Origin of the sequence: Pseudoalteromonas sp. Ld19, from assembly GCF_045064135.1 — a bacterium.
Lineage (GTDB): Bacteria > Pseudomonadota > Gammaproteobacteria > Enterobacterales > Alteromonadaceae > Pseudoalteromonas > Pseudoalteromonas aliena.
Map to the genome: position 1 here is coordinate 248827 of NZ_JBISHA010000018.1, position 22808 is coordinate 271634.

A 22808-nucleotide genomic window follows, 5' to 3' on the forward strand; every position below is an offset into this window, starting at 1 on the left:
TCAATAGCTATAATGACACTTCTCATTAAAGGATATATTTATGATTGAAGTCATTGGCCTAAATAAGCAATTTTCTGGCAATGTTGTTTTTAAAGATTACAACAAAGTTTTCTCAGATCAAAAGGGGTGTATTGAAGCGCCTAACGGCCAAGGAAAAACGACATTACTGATGATGCTAGCAGGACTTGAAAAGCCGCAAAGTGGTTCACTTTTATTTGCTGGTAGCCGATTGAACACTCCAACAAAAACCGTAGCAATTGCCAGTGACCGTATTGCGTTACCAGATTTTTTAACTGCAAATCAAATTATTGATTTATCTGTTAACACATTAGGTTGCGATTGGCCCCATTCGCTGGTTAACGGGTTTAACTTTAATGCATTTTTAAATACGCGATTCGAAGCACTGTCGTCGGGCAATCAAAAAAAATGCCAGCTAATTTTAGCATTGATGCGTAAATCACCTTATTTATTATTAGATGAGCCAAGTGCTGCGCTCGATCAAACCAGTATTCATTATCTTTTAAGCCAACTCGATGCTTATTTGGCTGACAAACCCAATGGGCAAATTATCATTACTTGCCATGAGCCTGCTGTGTTTATTGAGCATGGTTTTAAGTGTATCTCGCTATGAGTATCATAAGTATAAAAAGCAAACTTAATCAGTATCTCGCGTTTATAGGTTACCGGTATTTAGCGTACACGTTTGAGCTTAAGCAATTGCTTCAACAGCTAAAAACTTTGGTTTGTTATTTTTAGTGGTGTTGGGATCATCCGCTCTTGGTTTTGTATTATTACTTTTTTTAGGCTTAGGGAAAATTATAGATAGTGCAGATACGCCTTTATATGGCGCGCAAATGGCACTATTTTACTTGTTATTGCAAAGCGTGATGATAAGCGCAATGAAACTGGCGATTAAAAATAGTAACCAACGGCTGTTCCAACTTACGATCGCTCACCCTAGCTGGCTTCACCTTGCCGATATTAAATTGTTATTTATCAGCAATGGCTGGCTTATCGCTAGTTTGTTGATAGCGCTTGATCTTACCTTTGCACAGTGGTTAAAGGTGCCGCATTTTATAGTATTTATGTTTATTCAGTTAGGATTAGGCATTGTGTGTTTATACAAACCTAGCGCACTGGTTTATGGTTTTATGTTAAGCGGCCTTTTTTTATTCACTCCCATCAACATACCGCCGCTTATTTATCATATTGGTTTTTTAATCATCTTTAGCATTAGCTTGCTTATACCTAGAGTTAATATAAATGGGCGTGTTAGTGTTCGGTCACTGTTTGGTTTTTGGTTTTGCTACTTTGTAAACCACAGCTGGACACTAGTATGGCGTATGTCGTTACTTTTATGTGTGTTTATGGCCTCGACTACGTTAGTCGCTGAGCGTGCTGATCTCGTAAATATACTTGATGCTGTGGCTATGGCTTTTATTGTATTATTTTGCAGCTCATTACAATTTGATTGCGCTAAAGTTTATGCACAATATTGCTTGTTTTTTAAGACATGCCAAAAAGCACGGACGTTTTATATTAGCCAGTTTATACCTAGGGCCTGTTTATCTTTCGAGGTTAAATTTGCAGCAGACTGTTTGGTATTTAGGCAAGGCAGAGCCTATGTAGTGTGGTTATTCCCCATAAATAGGCGATAACGCAGCATAAATGCCAAACATGCGCTGCCCTTGGGTTCTGCCTAGGGGCAATTTACTCTTTGTTGCTCGGTTTTTACTTATTCTTACAGGGATGTAAGCCATTAGAGTAACGCAGGAGCAGTTACCGAGCCCTCTAGGTTACAAACCTCACGCTGCGATTAAATCGCCCCTAGATTGAACAAATTTTAATCCTGAAAGGTCAACAGGCCCTAGAATGCTGTTATTTTTAGCGACCTTTGTAACTTACAGCATTACGTTTGATAGATTGAATATGATTTTGTTGAGTTTATGCTTACCATGGTGCTTGTTGCAGGTTTATTTTGCACAAAAAAACCAGCGCATTATGCGCTGGTTTGGATTGTTTTTACAGCAGGGCTGCTTGCTTTACTAAATTAGTTAAGCCGCATCAGCATTTTTTACTACGCTATTACGCGCGGCTTTACCTGCAAGTAAGTCAGCAGGGTCAAAGTCATCAACGTTAATAACATCTAAACGAGACTGTTCAACAGCAGCAAGTTTATCAGCTTCTGCTTGGCTTAATATGCCAGCTTCTAGTCCCATTTGCGCTACTTTATCCAGCTGGAAAAATGGAAGTTTAAGGCCTTTTTCTTTACATACACGGTCAAATAACGGTTCAACCTCAAGGATATCTTTAAGCGTTTGCTCTTGACGACCTACAAGGTTAAGTGGCTCATTTTTTAAGTATATGTAACTTGCTAAACGATTACGTGTTTCGCTTGGTACTTGAAGTAACTTAGCAAGTTTATGCTCAAGCTGATCAGTTGGTTTGCGTACTGGGCGGCCAAATGGGAATAACAATACTTTTAATACGCCACGTAGTGGTGCAGAAGGCATGTTATTGATTAAGTCAGCAAGTGCACGTTGGCAATGGTAAAGATGATCTTGGCAACTCCATTTTACTAGAGCAAAATCCTCTTTTTTACGGCCTTCGTCGTTGTAACGCTTAAGCGTTGCAGACACTAAGTATAAGTAACTTAGTAAATCACCTAAACGTGCAGAAATACGTTCTTTACGTTTTAGTGATCCGCCAAATACAGCCATGCTTATGTCTGACATAAGTGCAAGCGATGCACTAAAGCGTGACGCAATACGATAAAACTCAGCGGTTTCGTCGTTGTACGGCACACTTGTAAAGCGAGCACCAGTAAGTGCAAGCCACTTAGTACGTACAAGGTTTGACATAGTAAAGCCAATGTGACCCATTAGCGCTTTATCAAATACATTAAGCGCTTCTTCGCGGTCTTCAATTTCGCACGCACCTAGTTCGGTAAGTACAAATGGATGACAGCGAATTGCACCTTGACCGTAAATAATCATATTACGGGTCAAGATGTTTGCACCTTCAACAGTAATGGCAATAGGTGCACCTTGATAGCCACGACCTAAATAGTTATTTGGCCCAAGCATGATGCCCTTACCACCAAGTACGTCCATTGCATGAATCGTTGCATCACGCATTTGCTCTGTAAGGTGATATTTAATAATGGCAGACACAACCGATGGTTTTTCGCCTAAATCAACCGCGCCCGTAGACATACTAACCGCAGCATCAGAGCTGTAAGCATAACCAGCTAATTTAGCTAGTGACTCTTCAACACCTTCCATTTTACCAATAGGTAAACGGAACTGACGACGAATGCGACTATAAGCACCCGTTGCTACAGCAATCATTTTAATGCCACCGGCAGAGTTTGACGGCAATGTAATTGCACGACCAACCGATAAACATTCAACCAGCATGCGCCAGCCTTGACCAGCCATATCTGGCCCACCAATAATGTAATCAAGTGGTACAAAAATGTCTTTACCGCGAGTAGGACCATTTTGAAATGGTACGTTAAGCGGAAAGTGTCGACGACCAATTTCAACTCCAGGAGTATCTGTTGGGATAAGTGCACAGGTGATGCCTGGCTCTTTATTGTCGCCAATTAAGCCATCTGGATCTTGTAATTTAAATGCAAGACCAAGTACGGTTGCAACGGGTGCAAGTGTAATATAACGCTTGTTCCACGTTAAGCTAATACCCACAACTTCTTCACCATTCCATTGTCCTTTACACACCACACCGTAGTCTGGGATAGAGCTTGCATCAGAGCCCGCCTCTGGTGAGGTTAAGGCAAAACAAGGGATTTCTTGGCCGCTAGCTAAACGCGGTAAGTAATGGTCTTTTTGCTCTTTTGTTCCATAGTGTTGTAATAATTCACCAGGGCCTAAAGAGTTAGGTACGCCAACAGTTGACGAGAGTAACGTTGATTTACTTGTTAGTTTTTGAAGTACACATGATTGTGCAAATGCAGAAAACTCTAAACCGCCGTATTCCTTTTTGATGATCATAGCAAAGAATTTATTATCTTTTAGATATTGCCATACATCTTGTGGAAGGTCGGTTAGTTCGTGTGTTGCTTCCCAATCATCCAACATGGCACACACTTCTTCAACTGGGCCATCGACAAAAGCTTGTTCTTCAATTGTAAGCTTAGGTACAGGGTATTGATGAAGCTTTTTCCAATCAGGGTTACCGCAAAATAAATCTGCTTCCCACCACGTTGTACCGGCGGCAATGGCTGATTTTTCAGTATCAGACATGCTTGGCGTTACTTTTTTAAACGTAGCAAAAATTGGCTTGATGATATATTGCTGACGAATGCCAGTAACAGAAAGAGGAACCGCGATGACCAAGAAGATCAACCAGCTAATTAAACCAAAAGCACCGGCGAAGGTACCTATAAGTAGGGTTGCGGCAGAAACACCAAGTGCTGTGTTCCAACTCGCTCTGTGGTAAATCGCAGTGCAAAGCAGTACGATTAAACCGAGTGTAAATATGAGTGTCATTTTTATTCCTTAATAGAGGTCAGACCACCTCACTTAGAGTAGCGCTAGTGACAGTAATTTTCAAGTACATTGAAGCGTTAAATTATAGTAAAAATAGTTAAAGGGCGAGATTAGTTTACCTAAAGTCGGCACGATAAACCTTAGCTATATAAATAAAGCTTTGTGGGTTAAACCTTGGCAGCATATATATACCAATTTTATTAAAAACATGATCATTCTATCGCATTAAATAATTCACTAACTGCGTTGAAAATTATTCATATAGAACAACGGCATGTCACAATTTTCGCCTTGTTATTGTGCTATTTTCTTCGCGCTATAATAGATCACCATTTGATGCAATTGGTATTATTATGCGCGCTAAGGTTGATCATAACTATAATTTTATGATCTTATAACAAAATCGGTGTCACTGTTTATTATTACATTATGAATACTGACTCAAACAGAGTGTTGGAAATGGCGATAGATCTTAGGGCACATGACCTTTGGTGGTTGAATTTTCAGCAGGCTGTTTGGTATTTAAGCAAGGCAGATCCTATGATGTGTGGTTGTTCCCCATAAATAGGCGAGAACGCAGCATAAATGCCAAACATGTGCTGCCCTTTGGATTTATTCTAGGGACGGTTGACTCTTTGTTGCTCGGTTTTTACTTAGCCCACTCGGTTACAAACCTCGCGCCGCGATTCAACTGCCCCCAGATTGAACAAATTTCAATCCACAAAGGTCAACATGCCCTAACGTTGAGAGATCCAGATAAAAATATTTTTTTGAACTATTCTTCTGATGGTGAAGCAGAGCTACCCGCTAAAATACCACCGTCAACATTGAGTTCAATTCCGGTCACATATTTCGATTCGTCAGAAGCTAAGTAAAGTGCTGCATATGCAACATCTTTAGCGTCTCCCATGGTATTTAATGGAATATCACTAGAGATTGCTTTAATGGCTGACTCTCTGGCATCTCCTTCACCTAGCATTGCATCCCACATTGGCGTTAAAATTGCGCCTGGATGTATTGAATTGCAGCGAATAGGGTAATTGTTTTGTGCACAATATAAGGCGACTGTTTTGCTATGATTTCTTACTGCAGCTTTACTTGATGCATAAGCTGCGGCTCCAGGTATACCAACAATGCCAGAGCGAGACGATAAATTCACAATGCTTGCTGATGTTGACTTTTTCATCAATGCGATCGCCGTTTTACACCCTAGAGCGACACCATCTAAGTTAACGCTGTGCACCTTATGCCAGCTCTCAATATTTAGATTTTCTGGATCATGAGGCCCTGTTGTTTCAAGAAATCCCGTAATTCCTGCATTATTAATTAATACATCAAGTCTGCCATATTTGCTTTCAATATAACGTCTTATCAATTCCCAGTCATCGACCTTTGAAACATCTAAATGGTGATACTCAGCTTTACCTTTTATAGAAGATGACACTGTTTGGCCTAGTTCATCATTAATGTCGCTGAGGATTACAGTTGCACCTTCGTCACAAAATAATTGTGCAATAGCTTGCCCAATTCCCCTCGCAGCGCCAGTCACTAAGACCACTTTTTCTTTTAATCTATGCATTATTGCTCCTTCATTATGACGTGTTTAATGGTATGCGAATTAAGTGTGTTTACTCTAAAATAACTGTATTAAATTTTTGAAAATAAGTACCCTGAATTCAGGATATGTAATACCCATTTGCAATAATACCTAATTAATCTGAGCTCTGGATAGTAATACCAAACTGCATAAATCTTTGATCAATTTAACGAATTAAATTGCACTATAACGTCGTTAAAAATTTTTTATTTAGAACAACTAGATACAAAAATTTTTGCCTAGTTCTAGCGTAATTTTCTTAACGTTAAATAGACCCCATATATAAGCAGATTGGTATAAACCTATTTCGAGCAGCTATTTTCAGCGCTAACTGCGTTGAATTTACTTGCAATAGGCCCGCTATTGACGCGTAAATTCGCCTTGTTTTCACTGAAAATCTCTGGCTAGAGAAAATAAATTTAAATATCACCATTATTTAATACGTTAGTAAATCTCTTAACCAAAGTTCAGGTTAATTAATTTGAGGGATTAAACCTGACGCTAACGACTGCATGAATGCAGGAGATAGAGCAATACAGGAGCAATTACCAAGAGCAACTAGAGAACGAATTTTTTGCCTTGTTATTGACACGATTTTCTCACCTTAAAATAGAGCATTTAAATTAAGCGAATTGGTATAATATAGCAATTACAAGAATATATGTGTGACCAAAACTGTGATCACTAATGGTTTTTTACTTCGGTTAATTTTTTAACTATATAAACTTAAAGGTTAATTTATTTTATGTGTGAGTTACTTGGTATGTCAGCCAATGTGCCTACTGATATCTGTTTTAGTTTTTCAGGCCTTTTAGAGCGCGGTGGGAATACGGGACCTCACAAAGATGGGTGGGGTATTACCTTTTATGAGGGTAAAGGCTGTAGAACCTTTAAAGATCCTGAGCCGAGTTATCAGTCCGAAATTGCAAAGCTGGTTAAAGCATACCCTATTAAAAGTGTGTCAGTAATTAGCCATATTCGCCAAGGTAACCGCGGGCGAGTATGCCTAGAAAACACTCATCCATTTACACGTGAGTTGTGGGGGCGCGAGATTACATACGCACACAATGGGCAATTGTCTAATTATCATGATTTAAAAACAGAATATTATCGTCCGGTGGGAAATACCGATAGCGAACTGGCGTTTTGTTGGTTGCTTGATAAAATTCGCGAAAAATACCCTAAGCGTCCAAGTAATATGGCGTCGGTTTTCAGATATGCCGCTAAGCTTTCGCATACACTGCGTGAAAAAGGGGTGTTTAATATGCTACTTACCGATGGCGTATTTGTTTTAGCTTATTGCACTAATAACTTACATTACATAACGCGCCGTGCGCCATTTGGTAAAGCAACATTAATTGATGCCGATATGGTGGTTGATTTTCAACAAGAAACCACACCAAACGATGTAGTAACAGTGATAGCCACAAGGCCTTTGACTAATGATGAGCGATGGCAAAAAATGCAGCCAGGGGAGTTTGTGTTATTTAAAATGGGTGAACTTATATAACTCACCCATTTTATTTAAATAACCTGAAAATAGCTGCTCGAGATAGGTTGATTATCCAGAGTTCAGGCTAAATAGCTATTGTTGGACAGGTGTCGGCGCTGCTGTAACAGCAGTTGGCTGGGTAACTGTAAAGGAATTCATTTGTACTTCAAATTGCTCTGTACCTTTTTCACCTTTCCACATACGCACTAACATGTAATCCATCTCTGGTGCAAACCATGCAATAGCTTGGCGTTTATCGTTATCGTATAAACGCTTCACTTTAATTGTATCTACGTTTCCGATTGGTAACGGAATCATCTCTTTTCCTACAACTTCAAAGTTATAGTCGCGACGATTACCTTTTTTATCAATCAGTGGGAATGAAAAACTTGTTTCACCTTTTTTTAAGCCTTCGCGTACTTGCACTTGATATGAAATAGCGTCCTGAAAATCATCTGTCCATTCGCATTCAAGTGGGTATTCACTACTGCTGCTAGTGACTACTTTATTTTGCGTATCAAAGTCTATTTTGTAGTCTTTATCTGGGCCTGTACCGGTGCGGATCATCGAGTAATGATGCGGAGTAACCTTGCCATTTTGAAAAGTAAATTTTGATGTTTCTTCACGAGAGTCAGAGAAAATCATCCACTCAATATTACTGTGGTATGTTAACTGGTAAGTATTGTCGGCTATTTTTTTGAGCTCACGCACAGCTTCACCATGATTTTTACCTTTACGCAAAATATCATAGTTAGCTTGATACTGGGTCAATTCGCCTGCAATCAGGCTAGTTGGAAGTAAAGCGCCCGCACATAATAGCAAGGCACTTATTTTTTTATTGTGGGTAGTGCGCGCCGTGTGCAGGAAGTTGTTTTTTGTCAAGAACTGCATAATCTGCTTCCATAGTAAGTCTGTGTTCACTGAACCATTTGACCACCAAAGGATAAATTATATGCTCTTGCTCATGCACGCGTTTTGCTAATGTGTCTGCTGTATCGTCCTTGAGTACAGGTATTTGCGCCTGAAGTATAACGGGACCGCCGTCTAATTCTTCAGTAACAAAATGAACACTTACGCCATGAACATCGTCTTTTGCATCAATTGCTCTTTGGTGGGTATTCAGCCCCTGATACTTAGGCAACAAAGATGGATGAATGTTCAACATTTTTCCAACATATTTTTGCACTAAGCTAGGAGTAAGAATACGCATAAACCCAGCTAATACAACTAGATTCGGCATAAAAGAATCGATAATGTTCATTAATTGCGCGTCGTACGCTTCGCGCGAGTCAAAATCTTTATGACTGAGCACCTTTGTGGCAATACCTGCTTGTTTAGCGCGCTCTAGGCCATAAGCGTCTGCTTTGTTACTAATAACAGCCGCTATATGTCCGTTTATCTCGCCACGTTCGCAGGCATCTATGATGGCTTGTAAATTAGAGCCACTACCTGAGATCAAAACTACCAGACGAGTGGGTGCCATTACTTAGCACCACCTACAATTTCAACTTGTTCTTCGCCAGCGGCTGCGTCTTGAATTTCACCAAGGTGCCAAGCGTTTTCGCCCAAGCCTTTTAACATTGTTAAGCTTTGTTCAAGTTTATCTGCAGGGACCACTAAAACCATGCCTACACCACAGTTAAATGTACGGTACATTTCATGTGTAGTAATGTTGCCGTTTTCCTGTAACCAGTTAAAAATAGGTGGCCACTGCCAGCTATCCCCTTTAACAACAGCTTTTGCCGACGCAGGCAATACGCGTGGAATGTTTTCCCAAAAACCGCCGCCAGTAATGTGCGAAAGAGCATGTACGTCAACGCTTTTAAATAACTCAAGTAAAGGCTTAACGTAAATACGCGTAGGCTCAAGTAAGGTTTCGCCTAATGTTTTACCTTCAAAGTCAGCGCTGGTATCTGCGTTTGACACTTCAAGGACTTTACGAATTAAAGAAAAACCATTTGAATGAGGGCCGCTTGACGCAAGGGCAATAAGCTGATCGCCTGCGGCTACTTTTGTGCCATCAATAATTTTTGATTTTTCTACAACGCCTGTACAAAAACCTGCCATGTCGTAGTCTTCACCATCATACATACCTGGCATTTCAGCTGTTTCGCCACCAATTAGGGCGCAACCTGAAATTTCACACCCTTTACCAATACCTGTCACTACGTCGGCTGCTGTGTCTACATCTAGCTTACCTGTTGCATAGTAATCTAGGAAAAACAGGGGTTCAGCACCTTGAACTATTAAATCGTTTACACACATCGCAACTAAATCAATACCAACCGTATCGTGCTTTTTTAAATCGATTGCTAAACGTAGTTTAGTACCTACGCCATCTGTGCCTGCAACGAGTACTGGTTGCTTATAACCTTCAGGAATTTCGCAAAGTGCGCCAAAACCACCAATTCCGCCCATCACTTCAGGACGACGCGTTTTTTTAACTACGCCTTTAATACGCTCAACAAGTGCATTACCAGCGTCGATATCTACGCCCGCGTCTTTATAGCTAAGAGACTGTTTTTGTTCGCTCACAGGTTTTCCTCAAAATAGTTGTTTTGGGTTGCTTAGAAACGCGCGTATTTTACAACAATTGCAACAGCGCGGCTAGCGCAAATATACCTTTGAAATAATTAACAAGGACACTTGTCCGCTGTTAGGTTGTTAATTACACAAAAAAGCACCCGTAGGTGCTTTTAACGTTTTACGCTTTGGCCGTTAATATGGCTCTAAGCGGAGCAGGGTAACCCTCAATGGTTTTGCTGGTATCGTTTGGATCTAAAAAATCGATTAATGACTCGTTTTCCATCCAATCGGTTTTACGTTGTTCATCTAAAGTAGTAATAGCGCAATCTTTTATTTGCACATCTTTAAAGCCAACACGTTCCATCCATAGCTTTAGTGCTGCAGTACTTGGAATAAACCACACATTGCGCATTTTAGCGTAACGATCGGTAGGGACTAATACTGTGTTTTCGTCGCCTTCAATTACCAACGTTTCAAGTACAAGCTCACCGCCTGGGCGAAGCTGCGCTTTTAGCTGCGCCAAAAAGTCGATAGGTGAGCGACGATGATAAAGTACGCCCATCGAAAAAACCGTATCAAACGCTTTAAGCTCGGGTAATGCTTCAACGCCTAGTGGCAGTAAATGCACATTTTCGTCTGGGTTGTAGTGTTTAATAGCCTGAAACTGGCATAAAAATAAATCAGATGGATCAATACCCACCACAAATTCTGCACCTTCACCGCGCATACGCCATAAATGATAACCAGAGCCGCAACCAATATCTAAAACAGTGCGGCCTTTTAGTGGCTCAATATGCGGTAGGAGTCTGTCCCACTTCCAATCACTGCGCCACTCTGTATTTATTTCAATACCGTGCACACTAAATGGGCCTTTGCGCCATGGCATCATGCGTTTTAATAAATGCAGTGCTTGTTTTTGTTCACCTTCACTTATTTCGCCAGCAGCGCCAATTTCTACCTTAGTAGAAATATCAACATGACGTGTTGAAACCTCAGGCAAGTTTTTAAGCACTTTTTGCCATTTAGGTAAATCGCCGTGGCTTGCCTCTAACTGCCAATGCTTTAATTGCGCAGGTAAGGTTTCTAACCAGTGGCTAAGTGGGCTTTGTGCAATAGATGCGTAAAATTGATTAAACCATTGAGACATTAATAACTCTCTTTATTTAATTGCTACCATTGAGCAAAAATTAAAACATTGATACCACACTTGCGTTTGGCTAAAGCCAATGTCACTTAAACGATTAACGTGAGTACTGAGTGTGTCGGGACGCATTACGTTTTCAATAGCGGTACGCTTTTGGCTTATTTCAAGCTCAGAGTAACCATTGTGACGTTTAAAGTCGTGGTGCAAATCTATTAATAAATTATCGCATTGCTCATTTTCAGCTTTAATTTTTTCGCTTAGCAGCAATACACCGCCAGGTTTTAAATTCGCGTATATTTTTTCAAGCACCGCTTGGCGCTGAGCATGTGGAATAAACTGTAATGTAAAGTTCATTGCAACAACCGATGCATTTTGAATCTCAAGCTCATTAATATCGCCTAAAGTGACAGTAACTGGCACATCAGACTTAAAACCTTGTAAATGTACTTTACAGCGTTCAACCATAGCTTGAGAGTTATCTACGGCTATTATATGGCAGTTATCGGTACGAATGTTACGGCGCATGCTAAGCGTGACGGCACCCAGTGAGCAGCCTAAATCATATAAATTAGAATTACTTTGTGCATATTGCCCAGCAAGTTTGCCCATCGTACTTACAATAGTGGCATAGCCAGGCACAGAGCGCTGGATCATATCCGGGAATACTTCGACTACATTTTGATCAAAACTAAAGTCTTTAACTTGTTGCTCAGAGGCATAAATACTGTCTTTTATGGTCACGAAAGCAGTCTCTTTAAAAATAATAGTGCTATTTTAACATTTTATACTGGATAGTCAGTGATAAATTCAGTAGCTTGACTAGAATTATGAATAATAAGTACAAAAAGAGATTATTAAATGAGTAAAAGTAAGGTTATTAGTACAGACGATATCTTAGCAACCCTGTGTCACTCGGTAACAGGTGTGCTTACATCAGCCAGCGGTAATGGCATTAGTTATTCTGCTATGGTTCAAAAAATAACACGTACTTGTATGCGACCAGACATTGGTTGTTTTGTATTGTTTGATGGTGGTTTTACCGGTCTTGTAATTACAAACTTTACCTCGCAAGCTGCGATGGAAATTTATGGCGATTACATGCGCAATATGGGTATGCCTGAAGAAGAAATAGCGCACAGCCATTTATCTGATGATGTGTCTAACGTGTTAGGTGAGTTAATGAACCAAATTGTTGGCGACTTTACTTCAAAAGTGCGCGAGCAATTACACACCTCTATCACGCAAAATCAGCCAAAAATGATGGCAATTAACAAACAAGTTCAGATCTCGGTAGATACTACGATGGATCGCCCACAAGCCCGCCGCGTAACGTTTACCACCAGTAAGCAAAATATCTTTTATCTAGAGCTTGCTATGGATAAAACTGAGTTTATTAAACTGCATGATTTTGACATTATAGAAGCTATAGACCCTGATGACATCATTGAAAATGAAGCAAAGCAACAAGCTGAAAAATCTAAAGCGGCTGCGTCTTCTGGACAAGATGATGACGATGACGACTTCATGGCAGGCTTAGGGCTTTAAAGCGAAACGTTTAAGCTGGTAGCTTGTAATAAATGATAAAACAAAAAGCGCGATTTTATATTGCGCTTTTCTGTTTTTGCTAGGCATCTTAGTTTCGCAATTAACTTTTTATCGCAAATTATGTAGGCTCAGTGTAAAGCATCTAGTTATAAGGGTTTGCCCCCATCGCCACTACCACACAAAAAATTCGTAAATCTAATTCTAACTGATGATAACTCGGCTCCATATGGCAGCACAGTTGGTAAAAGCTTTTGTTGTGATCTTTTTCTTTAAAGTGGGCAAGCTCATGTACCACTAACGCTTTTAGTAATGGCTCTGGGGCACGCAGCAAGTCGCTGTTTATTGCTAAATCGTGTTTGCGGGTTTTACCTTGCATACGATACGTATGTGTACCAAGTGCATTAGTGATCATGTCGCCTTGCTTTTTAAATGCCGCACGACCAAACGGTGGGGCGTTTTTTAAATACTGTTTTTTAAGCTCTGTGGCGTAGCTATAAAGTAGTTTATCGCTGGTAATAGTGTGTGCTTGCGGATACTTTTTAAGTAAGTAGTCACATACCTTGTTGTTACTTATAAGGCTTAATACTTGCTCAACAATGTTAGCTGGGTAGCCGGTAAAGTAACGTGCGTATTCACTCATTATTATTTCTCTGTCGTTTTACTTTTAAAAAAGTGCTTGCTGGTGGGCTTCTTTTTCGCCAGTAAATGGGTTTAATGCTTTGTGATTATAACCAAGGTCCTTACAAAACTGCCTTGCTAATAATGGCGCTTCTCGGTTATCTGCCGTATGAAAAAACACATAAGGTGTTTTTCCTTCATCAAGCCATTGTTTTACTTTACTTAGCCACGGTTTATAAAAGGGTTTATAGTCGTTTTGTAAATCGGCTATAACAAAGCGCGCCATGGGTTGCGTGCTTGTAGCAATGGCATGCACGGGTAAATGCGGCTTTTTTTGTTGTGCATCTATTAGCGCTTCGGTTGTTGGTTTTACGGCAAAGAGGGCGCGAGTATCCATCGATATGCGATTTATGTTGTTTGCCATTAATAACTGATTAAGCGCTATTTCGGCTTCACCTTTTTGAAAAAACGCAGTATGACGTACCTCTACACCGTAATTAACCTCTTTTGGTAATAGGCTAATAAATTGGGCGAGTTTGGGTAAGTCGTCAGGGCCAAATGCTTTAGGTAATTGCAGCATGATTTGCCCAGTTTTTTCTAAAATAGGAGTAAACAAGTTTAGCCAATCAGTAAGCTCGGTTTGCACATTAGTAAGGTGCAATTCGTGGCTAAAGCGACGATTAAACTTAAACGTAAATTTAAAATCGTCGGGAACGCTGTTTGCCCAGCGCAACACGGTGCTTGGCGATGGATCGGCGTAAAAGCTGGTATTGCCTTCAACTGAATTAAAATGCTGAGCGTATTGGCTAAGCATATCGGCGTTTTTACATTGGCTTGAAAATAAATTGCCTTTCCATGCGTTGCTCGACCACTGTGGGCATCCAATATATAACATACAAACTAGCGCCTTATTATAAAGTGGCGATAGTGTAGCAAATAACAAAACGAGCTGCTGTAAATTCAAGGGTAAAAGCCGTACACGCCCTAGCATCTTAATGTTAGTTGAGTATAATGAAGAGCTTAATTTGATTATTTTTAGATTGCTAGCGGCTTTATTTGTATTGTGGTGACCTGTTTTTTAAATCACACGCCTTAAAACAAATAACTTTAACCGTTTAAGCCTTTTATCTGACAGGAAAACTATGCGCTCTATATATTGCGGACAGCTAAATAAAACTCACGTAGATCAAGAAGTAGAACTATGTGGCTGGATCAACAAACGACGTGACCTTGGTGGACTTATCTTTGTCGATTTACGCGATAGAGAAGGTTTAGTGCAAGTTGTATTCGACTCTGACATTGAAGAGCTAATGAGTTCAGCGAACACACTTCGCCAAGAATTTTGTGTTCAGCTAAAAGGCACTGTACGTGCACGCCCAGATAGTCAAGTAAATAAAGACATGGCGACTGGCGAGATTGAAATTTTAGGTACTGAGCTTAATATTATTAACCGCTCAGAGCCATTACCGCTTGATTTTAACCAAGTAAACTCAGAAGAGCGTCGTTTAAAATACCGTTACCTAGACCTGCGTCGTCTAGAAATGAGTGACCGTATTAAATTACGTGCTAAAGCAAGCAGCTTTGTTCGTCGCTTTTTAGATGAAAACGGCTTTTTAGACATCGAAACACCTGTACTTACTAAAGCAACACCTGAAGGCGCGCGCGATTACTTAGTACCGAGCCGTGTTCATAAAGGTAGCTTTTACGCATTACCGCAGTCGCCACAGTTGTTTAAGCAATTGTTGATGATGTCGGGTTTTGACCGTTACTACCAAATTGTTAAATGTTTCCGTGATGAAGATTTACGTGCCGATCGCCAACCAGAATTTACCCAAATAGATATAGAGACTTCGTTCATGAGCTCTGATCAAGTACGTGGTATGACTGAAAAAATGGTCCGCGAAATGTGGCAAACATTGTTAGACGTTGATTTAGGCGATTTCCCAATCATGCCTTACAGCGAGGCAATGAGCCTGTACGGCTCTGATAAGCCAGATTTACGTAACCCAATGAAATTAGTTGATGTTGCAGATTTAGTGAAAGACGTAGAGTTTAATGTTTTCTCAGGTCCTGCTAACGACGAAAAAGGTCGCGTTGCTGTATTAACTGTTCCTGGTGGCGCTAAGCTCTCTCGTAAACAACTTGACGATTACACTAAGTTTATTGGTATTTACGGCGCTAAAGGCATGGCGTGGATGAAAGTAAATGACCACACTGCGGGCGCTGAGGGCGTTCAATCACCAGTGGCTAAGTTTTTAAGCGAAGACGTAATTACTAAATTGCTTGAACGTACTAATGCACAGTCTGGCGATATCATTTTATTTGGTGCTGATAAACGCAACACAGTAAATGAAGCTATGGGCGCACTGCGCGTTAAGATTGGTGTTGATTTAGAAATCACTAACCTTAATAGCTGGGCACCACTTTGGGTTGTAGACTTCCCAATGTTTGAAGAAGATGACGAAGGCACGTTGCATGCTGTGCATCATCCATTCACAGCTCCAAAAGACATTAACGCCAGTGAGCTTGAAGCAAAGCCAGCTGCGGCTATTTCAGATGCCTACGATATGGTATTAAATGGCTACGAAGTAGGTGGTGGTTCGGTACGTATTCATAATGCAGATATGCAAGAAACCGCATTTAGAATTTTAGGTATTAACGAGCAAGAGCAACAAGATAAGTTTGGCTTTTTACTTGATGCACTTAAATACGGCACGCCACCACATGCTGGTTTAGCATTTGGTCTTGACCGTTTAGCTATGCTTTTATGTGGTACTGATAACATTCGTGACGTTATTGCTTTCCCTAAAACAACACAAGCGTCGTGTTTATTAACTAACGCGCCAAGTAAGCCTAACCTTGATTCGTTAGCTGAACTTGCAATTAGTGTTGTAGAAAAAGCGCCTTCTAGCGAAGAGTAATTCTGTTTAGCAAATAGCGATTAATATAAAAACCCTTGAGTTGTTTGCTTAAGGGTTTTTTTGTGCTTAAATTTAGAGGTGTTCATAATTTATACCAATCTGCTTATATATAGGGTCTATTTAACGTTAAGAAAATTACGCTAGAACTAGGCAAAAATTTTTGTATCTAGTTGTTCTAAATAAAAAATTTTTAACGACGTTATAGTGCAATTTAATTCGTTAAATTGATCACAGATTTATGCAGTTTGGTATTAACCAATCATGAAAAGGAATTCCTATGTCTGTTAATTTAACTCTATTTGGTGAGTTTTTAGTTTTTTTCATTTTATTTTGCATCCCTATATTTGCCTTTATTAGTTATAAAGTCGGCAAGCGTAAAAGTAACATGCCAAGCATTTTGGCCTTTGTTGGTGGATGCTTAGCATTATTCCCACTATTTGGTTTAATTTTTATTGCTGTGCTTGCGCTAAGAAAAGATTTACCTAAAAATAGCGCCTATGCTCATTAAAAATTAAGTCAACAGTGCCAATTGCCAATCATACTCATTATTTCGAACAACAATTTAGTACTTTGCAACATGCAGAGCAAACAACTGAAAATTCAGAATTTGAACAGTGCACATTTACCGATTGCGACTTTGCAGACGGTCAGTTTAAACATTGCCGATTTATAGAATGCAGTTTTAAAAACTGTAATTTATCGTCACTTAAATGGAATTACAGCTCGCTTGAAAATGTGGATTTTAGTCACTGTAAATTAAATAGTTTGCAATGGGCTGACGTAGATTGGCCTGCGCTTAGTATTAATGCACCGGTGAGTTTTAATTATTGCGAGCTCAGTAATAGTTCTTTTTTTGAATTAACCCTTAAAGCCCTCAAACTAACACATTGCTTTGCTAAAAATGTTGATTTTAGACACGCTGATTTAAGCGGTAGTGAATTTACAGGAACAGATTTTCGCGATAGTGAGTTTTTTCAAACTAACTTAACAAAATGTGATTTTGTAGGTGCTACAGCGTTTAATATAGATTTGAATAATAATATTTTAGCGAATGCTAAGTTTGATCGCTTCGAAGCACTTAATTTGCTTAGCAGCCTTAATATAGAGCTGTGTGATTAATTTAGTTTAAATAGTTACATATCTAGAAGCGACAGCTTGGCTGGGCTTCTAGATACTGCGTGACTGCGTAATTAACGGCTTGGGCCATTTTTATTACGTGCACTGGCAAGCTGTCTTGCGATTTCTAATAACGCTGGTGAAATATCTTCAGCGCCATCTTTAATTAGTTTTGTAACGTCACCTGACGAAAACAAACCGTCACGTGGTGATTTAATACCTAACTCACGAACAAAATCCTTCGTTTTACCTGTGCTGCCTGTTTCAATAAACTTAAAAATAATACGTTCATTGTTGTTTTTAGCAGGGGTTTTTAGTGTTTCGATTTCGTCATGTATTGCTGTTAGTTTGTCTTCTAAAATTTCTATACGTTCTTGAATGCTATTGTATGATTTCATTTATTGGATCTTTTACTAAATATATTAAAACAATGGCGGCTATTATCGCATAGTTTGACAATAGAGAATGCAAAGCTATAAAGTAAAAGTTATTTTTAATTAAAAACAATAATTTATATAAGTTTAAATATGCAAAAAACACTTAAAAATCTTTTTATATTAAGCGCACTAGCTCTAAGTACACCAGTAATAAGTACACCAATAATAAGCACAACAAGATTTGCAAACGATGACGTTATAACTGATAAAAGCCGCAATCGCACGATTCCTATCAATATTACACTACCAAGTAACAGTGCGAAGTGCACTAAACAAGTAAAATGCGCTGTGGCGTTTATTAATGCGGGCTACGGGATTAGCCATAATGAATATACGTTTGTTAGTAATGTGTTCAATCAGCGCGGATACTTAACAGTAGCTATAGCACATGAACTAAAAACCGACCCTTACCTTAATCGTGAGCAACCTTACTTAACCACTCGCATGGAAAACTGGCATCGTGGTGTAGTAACGCTTAAGTTTTTAGTTAATGAGCTCGCGAGTAAATATCCAACGTATGATTTTACAAAGCTCGCCTTATTTGGGCACTCAAACGGCGGGGATATTTCGGCGTTATACGGCTCTATTTATCCAAACGAGGTTCGCACTATTATTACGCTCGATCATCGCCGCATGTTGATCCCACGCAATAAAAACATTCGCGTGCTTACACTACGCGGTAATGATTACCCAGCTGATGCGAATGTGCTGTTAAACGATTCAGAGCTGGATAAGTTTCCTGTTACACAAACACTAATAGAAAAATCGCGCCATAATGATATGTACGATGGTGGACCAAAATGGCTGGTGGATAGAATGAGTAAAGAAGTAGGGGCGTTTTTAGATAGTAAAAATTAGGTTTATAAAAGTTAAATCATAGCGCAGTGTTACCTGCGCTATATTAATTTTATGGTAGTTACTCTACCAGTTCACTTACAATAACCGGGTTATTATGCAGTGTTTTATGCACAGGGCATTTGTCGGCTATTTCGAGTAAACGCTGGCGCTGTGGCTCAGTTAAGTCGCCACGTAAGGTGATTTTACGGGTAATGGCCTCAAGGTTACCTGTTTGTTCGCAGTCGTTGCAATCCTTGTTGTAATCGCGAGTGTGATCAAGCTCTACTTTTACATGCTCCAGTGGTAAGTTTTTACGTGTAGCGTACATACGCAACGTCATTGCCGTACAAGCACCAAGCCCTGCTAATAAGTGATGATACGGATCGGGACCTAAGTTTTTACCGCCTACTTTTATTGGCTCATCTGCAAGCCAAGTATGATCTTTTGTGCTTACGTGCTGAGTAAATACATGGTCTTTTTCTTCAACGAGTACATTGCCACCCGTTAAACTTGCCGTGTATTTTGTTTTGTCGTACTTAACATAACGGTTTGCCCACGTTGCAATTATTTGTGCAGCGTAGTCGGCATCGTTTTTATTTGTTAAAAGGTGATCAGCGTTATCTAGGCTAATAAAGCTTTTAGGGTGCTTAGCTGATGCATAAATTTTTTCAGCTTCACTAATATTTACCGTTGCATCAATAGGCGAGTGCATTACTAATAATGCGCGCTTAAGTTTACTAATGTGGCTTTTATCGTACTTGGCTATATCGTCAATAAATTGCTTTTTGATGGTAAATTCACGACCGGCTAAGTTTACTTTAGCTTCACCTGCTGCGTTAATTTCATCAAGGTGTGCTGCAAAGTTATGCGCTACGTGCTGCGCATCTGACGGTGCGCCAATAGTTGTAATAGCCGATACTTCAGGAATATGCTCAGCAGCAGCAAGTACCGCAGCGCCGCCTAAACTGTGGCCAATAAGTAGCTGCGGCGGCGCAAAATGTTCACGTAAATGATTTGCCGCTGATACTAGGTCTTGAATGTTTGATGAAAAGTTACTGTTAGCAAAGTCACCATCGCTATTACCTAAACCTGTAAAGTCAAAACGCAGTACCGCGATACCTTGTAGTGTTAATGCGCGGCTAATCCGTGTGGCTGCTGCTATGTCTTTACCACATGTAAAACAGTGGGCAAATAACGCGTAAAACTTAATATCGCCAGACGGGCGTTCAAGTTGGCCGGCAAGTTCTAAATCACCACTTTTAAAAGATACTTTTTGTCGCATGAGAAGCCTTATTTACACAAATAAAATACATTACAATAGTAGACCAGATATAAGTACTAAACCTTGCAAATTCAACGTTTTTTTGTAAATTGATCTTGATCAAATCAAGCGATGGTGGCGCAGCTTTGCGGACATATGTCCTTATTTTTTTGAGGTCATTTGTCTATCCTCACATAGCGCTATAATGAAGGCTTTGCTACTTTATATAAGTAATTTAGCACTATTGAAAGCAACTCACTTCACACAACCTATTCACTGGAACGTACAATGCAATTACCTACTGTTGATTATAAAGCTCCCGATGCGGCTGCACAATTTGTTGAATCGTTAAGAAATACTGGATTTGGCGTTTTAAAAAACCACCCAATCCCACAGTCTTTAGTTGAGTCTATTTACAAAAATTGGCAAGACTTCTTTAACTCAGAGCAAAAGCACGACTTTTTATTCTCTAAAGACACTCAAGACGGTTACTTTCCGCCTTCAGTATCGGAAGTGGCGAAAGGCTTTACAATAAAAGACATTAAAGAGTACTTTCATGTGTACCCTAAAGGTCGCGTTCCTGCCCAGCTTGAAGCTGATGTACGTGAATACTACCGTTTAGCAAGTGAATTTGCGGGCACGTTGTTAAGCTGGGTTCAGGCTGAAGCGCCGGCCGATGTACGTGCTAAGTTTTCGATTGATTTAAAAGACATGATTGCCGATTCTGAGCAAACATTGTTACGTATCCTACATTACCCACCAATGACGGGTGATGAAGAGCCTGGTGCTATTCGCGCAGCAGCCCATGGCGATATTAATTTATTGACTGTATTACCAGCTTCTAATGAGCCTGGTTTACAAGTTCAAAAAACAGATGGCGGTTGGTTAGACGTGCCATGTGATTTTGGCAGCTTAATTATTAATATCGGCGACATGCTACAAGAAGCGTCGGGCGGGTATTTCCCATCGACAATTCACCGTGTAATTAATCCAACGGGTAAAGCATCTACTAAATCGCGTATTTCACTACCGTTATTTTTACACCCGCATCCAGATGTTGTGTTGTCAGAGCGCTACACGGCAGATAGCTACTTGCAAGAACGTTTGCGTGAGTTAGGTGTTAAGTAACTCTAATACTTAGAGTAATTAAGTATAAACAAAAAACGGCCTATGGCCGTTTTTTGCATTTTGAGCAACTTGAGCGAAGGTTTAATTTTAATAAACTATGCTCAATTGCCTGCAACGCAAATAATGGCATGCATTCTTAGCTACTACAGGTATAATGCGCGCAACTGGCTAATGTAGCCTTATTTAAAAGAGAGTTTATATGAGTTTTGAAGGTTTAGGTTTATCACAGTCTTTGGTTAATGCGGTTTTAGAAAAGGGCTATGAAACGCCAACGCCGATTCAGGCTCAAGCAATTCCTGCAATTATTGAACGTCGTGATGTTATGGCGGCTGCGCAAACAGGTACTGGCAAAACGGCTGGTTTTACATTACCACTTATTGAGCGTTTGTCGTCGGGCCCTAAAGCTAAAAGTAATCACGTACGTGCGCTTATTTTAACGCCTACACGTGAACTTGCTTTGCAAGTAAGTGAAAACGTTGAAGAGTACGCTAAGCATTCAGATGTGAGCTCGTTTGTAGTTTACGGTGGCGTTAAAATTAACCCACAAATGCAGCGTCTTCGAAAAGGTGTTGATATTTTAGTAGCAACGCCGGGTCGTTTAATTGACTTACATAATCAAAATGCAGTTAAATTTGATAGCGTTGAAGTGCTTGTACTCGATGAAGCTGACCGTATGTTAGACATGGGCTTTATTCACGATATTAAACGCTTAATTGCTAAAATGCCTGCTAAACGTCAAAACTTGATGTTTTCGGCAACATTTTCTGACGAAATTCGTGCACTAGCAAAAGGGCTAATTAATGACCCTGTTGAAATTTCAGTTGCTGCAAAAAATACCACAGCTAAAAGTGTTACTCAGTGCGTTTACGCGGTAGATAAAACACGTAAAACAGCATTGCTAAGCCACTTGATTCGCACTAACGATTGGCAACAAGTGTTAGTATTTAGCCGCACAAAGCACGGTGCTAACCGCTTAGTTAAACAACTAGAGCGCGATGATATTGTAGGCGCGGCTATCCACGGTAATAAATCACAAGGCGCACGTGTTAAAGCACTTGATGGTTTTAAAAGTGGTGAAGTACGTGTACTAGTAGCAACAGACATTGTTGCACGTGGTTTAGACATTGTTGAATTACCGCATGTTGTTAACTACGACTTACCAAACGTATATGAAGATTACGTTCACCGTATTGGCCGTACAGGCCGTGCTGGTGCATCGGGTCATGCAATTTCGTTTGTAACAACAGAAGATGCTGTTGATTTATACGGTATTGAACGTTTTATTGGCGAGCTTATTCCGCGTGCTGAAGAAGATGGTTTTGAGCCTATTAACCCAGTAGCTGAACGCGCATTAGATGCTCGTCCGTTACCGGCTAAAAAGCCTAAGAAAAAGCAGCCTTTTAATAAGCCTAAATCTGATAGCAGCAAGCCTAACAGTAAAAAGCCTAACAATGGTGGTAATGGTACAGGCCCACGCCGTGGTGGTTCTAAAAAGCCAGCAGCTAAAACAGATGACAGCGCGCAAAACCCATGGGCAAAGCGTGAATCTGTTGGTGGTAATGGCCAACGCCGTCGTCGCACAAATAACGATTAATCATTATTAATGATTGTGTTGGCGTTTAATTAATTTAGAATTTAGTTAAAGGCTGATACAAAAAACGCGCTCCCTTCTTTT

General features: G+C 40.0%; 21 protein-coding genes. 10 read left to right on the plus strand and 11 right to left on the minus strand.

Annotation, left to right across the window (positions count from 1 at the left end):
* Window positions 1-40: 40 nt before the first annotated feature.
* The gene (locus ACJJVZ_RS08955; protein ID WP_405599850.1) at window positions 41-631 is read left to right on the plus strand and encodes an ATP-binding cassette domain-containing protein; all 591 of its coding nucleotides are present in this window, start codon (window positions 41-43) and stop codon (window positions 629-631) included.
* A gap of 127 nt (window positions 632-758) precedes the next feature.
* Window positions 759-1658, plus strand: coding sequence for a DUF6136 family protein (locus ACJJVZ_RS08960; RefSeq protein WP_405599902.1), 900 nt, complete (start codon window positions 759-761; stop codon window positions 1656-1658).
* Window positions 1659-2054: 396 nt separating this feature from the next.
* On the opposite strand, the gene fadE is transcribed toward ACJJVZ_RS08960, so the two are convergent.
* Window positions 2055-4511 carry an acyl-CoA dehydrogenase FadE gene (fadE, locus tag ACJJVZ_RS08965; RefSeq protein ID WP_405599851.1) on the minus strand — a complete coding sequence of 819 codons (2457 nt, stop codon included), beginning with the start codon at window positions 4509-4511 and terminating at the stop codon, window positions 2055-2057.
* 775 nt (window positions 4512-5286) lie between these two features.
* Entirely contained in the window at window positions 5287-6090 is an 804-nt protein-coding gene (locus ACJJVZ_RS08970) for an SDR family oxidoreductase (RefSeq protein ID WP_405599852.1), read from the minus strand.
* A gap of 763 nt (window positions 6091-6853) precedes the next feature.
* On the opposite strand from ACJJVZ_RS08970, the gene ACJJVZ_RS08975 reads away from it, so the two are divergent.
* Window positions 6854-7618 carry a class II glutamine amidotransferase gene (locus ACJJVZ_RS08975; protein WP_138586868.1) on the plus strand — a complete coding sequence of 255 codons (765 nt, stop codon included), beginning with the start codon at window positions 6854-6856 and terminating at the stop codon, window positions 7616-7618.
* Between the two features lie 75 nt (window positions 7619-7693).
* On the opposite strand, the gene ACJJVZ_RS08980 is transcribed toward ACJJVZ_RS08975, so the two are convergent.
* The 5 genes from ACJJVZ_RS08980 to cmoA form a co-directional block, all read right to left on the minus strand.
* The gene (locus ACJJVZ_RS08980; RefSeq protein ID WP_404935926.1) at window positions 7694-8482 is read right to left on the minus strand and encodes a DUF3108 domain-containing protein; all 789 of its coding nucleotides are present in this window, start codon (window positions 8480-8482) and stop codon (window positions 7694-7696) included.
* Entirely contained in the window at window positions 8436-9083 is a 648-nt protein-coding gene (gene purN, locus ACJJVZ_RS08985) for a phosphoribosylglycinamide formyltransferase (RefSeq protein WP_138584605.1), read from the minus strand. The genes ACJJVZ_RS08980 and purN overlap by 47 nt, the downstream gene beginning before the upstream one ends.
* Entirely contained in the window at window positions 9083-10135 is a 1053-nt protein-coding gene (gene purM / locus ACJJVZ_RS08990) for a phosphoribosylformylglycinamidine cyclo-ligase (protein ID WP_138584606.1), read from the minus strand. Before purM ends, purN begins: the two co-directional genes overlap by 1 nt.
* A gap of 169 nt (window positions 10136-10304) precedes the next feature.
* On the minus strand, window positions 10305-11273 hold the full coding sequence (cmoB, locus tag ACJJVZ_RS08995) for a tRNA 5-methoxyuridine(34)/uridine 5-oxyacetic acid(34) synthase CmoB (RefSeq protein WP_405599854.1): 969 nt from the start codon (window positions 11271-11273) through the stop codon (window positions 10305-10307).
* Between the two features lie 12 nt (window positions 11274-11285).
* Entirely contained in the window at window positions 11286-12011 is a 726-nt protein-coding gene (gene cmoA, locus ACJJVZ_RS09000; RefSeq protein ID WP_138584608.1) for a carboxy-S-adenosyl-L-methionine synthase CmoA, read from the minus strand.
* A 117-nt stretch (window positions 12012-12128) separates the two neighbouring features.
* Here cmoA and ACJJVZ_RS09005 point away from each other — a divergent pair, with 117 nt between their 5' ends.
* The gene (locus ACJJVZ_RS09005; RefSeq protein WP_405599858.1) at window positions 12129-12815 is read left to right on the plus strand and encodes a DUF3334 family protein; all 687 of its coding nucleotides are present in this window, start codon (window positions 12129-12131) and stop codon (window positions 12813-12815) included.
* Window positions 12816-12957: 142 nt separating this feature from the next.
* Here ACJJVZ_RS09005 and ACJJVZ_RS09010 read toward each other — a convergent pair whose 3' ends face one another.
* Both ACJJVZ_RS09010 and ACJJVZ_RS09015 read right to left on the minus strand, forming a co-directional pair.
* Entirely contained in the window at window positions 12958-13455 is a 498-nt protein-coding gene (locus ACJJVZ_RS09010) for a M48 family metallopeptidase (protein ID WP_193154398.1), read from the minus strand.
* A 24-nt stretch (window positions 13456-13479) separates the two neighbouring features.
* Window positions 13480-14328 carry a DUF72 domain-containing protein gene (locus ACJJVZ_RS09015; RefSeq protein ID WP_138584610.1) on the minus strand — a complete coding sequence of 283 codons (849 nt, stop codon included), beginning with the start codon at window positions 14326-14328 and terminating at the stop codon, window positions 13480-13482.
* Window positions 14329-14575: 247 nt separating this feature from the next.
* Here ACJJVZ_RS09015 and aspS point away from each other — a divergent pair, with 247 nt between their 5' ends.
* The 3 genes from aspS (at window position 14576) to ACJJVZ_RS09030 (ending at window position 17473) form a co-directional block, all read left to right on the plus strand.
* Window positions 14576-16354, plus strand: a complete 1779-nt coding sequence (gene aspS, locus ACJJVZ_RS09020; RefSeq protein ID WP_405599863.1) for an aspartate--tRNA ligase — start codon at window positions 14576-14578, stop codon at window positions 16352-16354.
* A gap of 277 nt (window positions 16355-16631) precedes the next feature.
* Complete coding sequence (locus tag ACJJVZ_RS09025) at window positions 16632-16862, plus strand: hypothetical protein (RefSeq protein ID WP_138585234.1); 231 nt, start codon at window positions 16632-16634, stop codon at window positions 16860-16862.
* Window positions 16863-16882: 20 nt separating this feature from the next.
* Window positions 16883-17473: a pentapeptide repeat-containing protein gene (locus tag ACJJVZ_RS09030; protein WP_405599904.1), complete on the plus strand. Its 591-nt coding sequence runs from the start codon at window positions 16883-16885 to the stop codon at window positions 17471-17473.
* Window positions 17474-17544: 71 nt separating this feature from the next.
* Here ACJJVZ_RS09030 and ACJJVZ_RS09035 read toward each other — a convergent pair whose 3' ends face one another.
* Window positions 17545-17868: a hypothetical protein gene (locus ACJJVZ_RS09035; protein ID WP_002959968.1), complete on the minus strand. Its 324-nt coding sequence runs from the start codon at window positions 17866-17868 to the stop codon at window positions 17545-17547.
* A 129-nt stretch (window positions 17869-17997) separates the two neighbouring features.
* On the opposite strand from ACJJVZ_RS09035, the gene ACJJVZ_RS09040 reads away from it, so the two are divergent.
* A complete protein-coding gene (locus tag ACJJVZ_RS09040; RefSeq protein ID WP_405599865.1) occupies window positions 17998-18765 on the plus strand; it encodes an alpha/beta hydrolase in 768 nt (255 codons plus the stop codon).
* A gap of 58 nt (window positions 18766-18823) precedes the next feature.
* Here ACJJVZ_RS09040 and ACJJVZ_RS09045 read toward each other — a convergent pair whose 3' ends face one another.
* Complete coding sequence (locus ACJJVZ_RS09045) at window positions 18824-20026, minus strand: alpha/beta fold hydrolase (RefSeq protein ID WP_405599868.1); 1203 nt, start codon at window positions 20024-20026, stop codon at window positions 18824-18826.
* Window positions 20027-20293: 267 nt separating this feature from the next.
* On the opposite strand from ACJJVZ_RS09045, the gene ACJJVZ_RS09050 reads away from it, so the two are divergent.
* Window positions 20294-21133: an isopenicillin N synthase family oxygenase gene (locus tag ACJJVZ_RS09050; protein ID WP_149615410.1), complete on the plus strand. Its 840-nt coding sequence runs from the start codon at window positions 20294-20296 to the stop codon at window positions 21131-21133.
* Between the two features lie 199 nt (window positions 21134-21332).
* Window positions 21333-22727 (plus strand): DEAD/DEAH box helicase, encoded by a 1395-nt coding sequence (locus ACJJVZ_RS09055; RefSeq protein WP_008172585.1) that lies wholly within the window; start codon window positions 21333-21335, stop codon window positions 22725-22727.
* Window positions 22728-22808 lie beyond the last annotated feature (81 nt).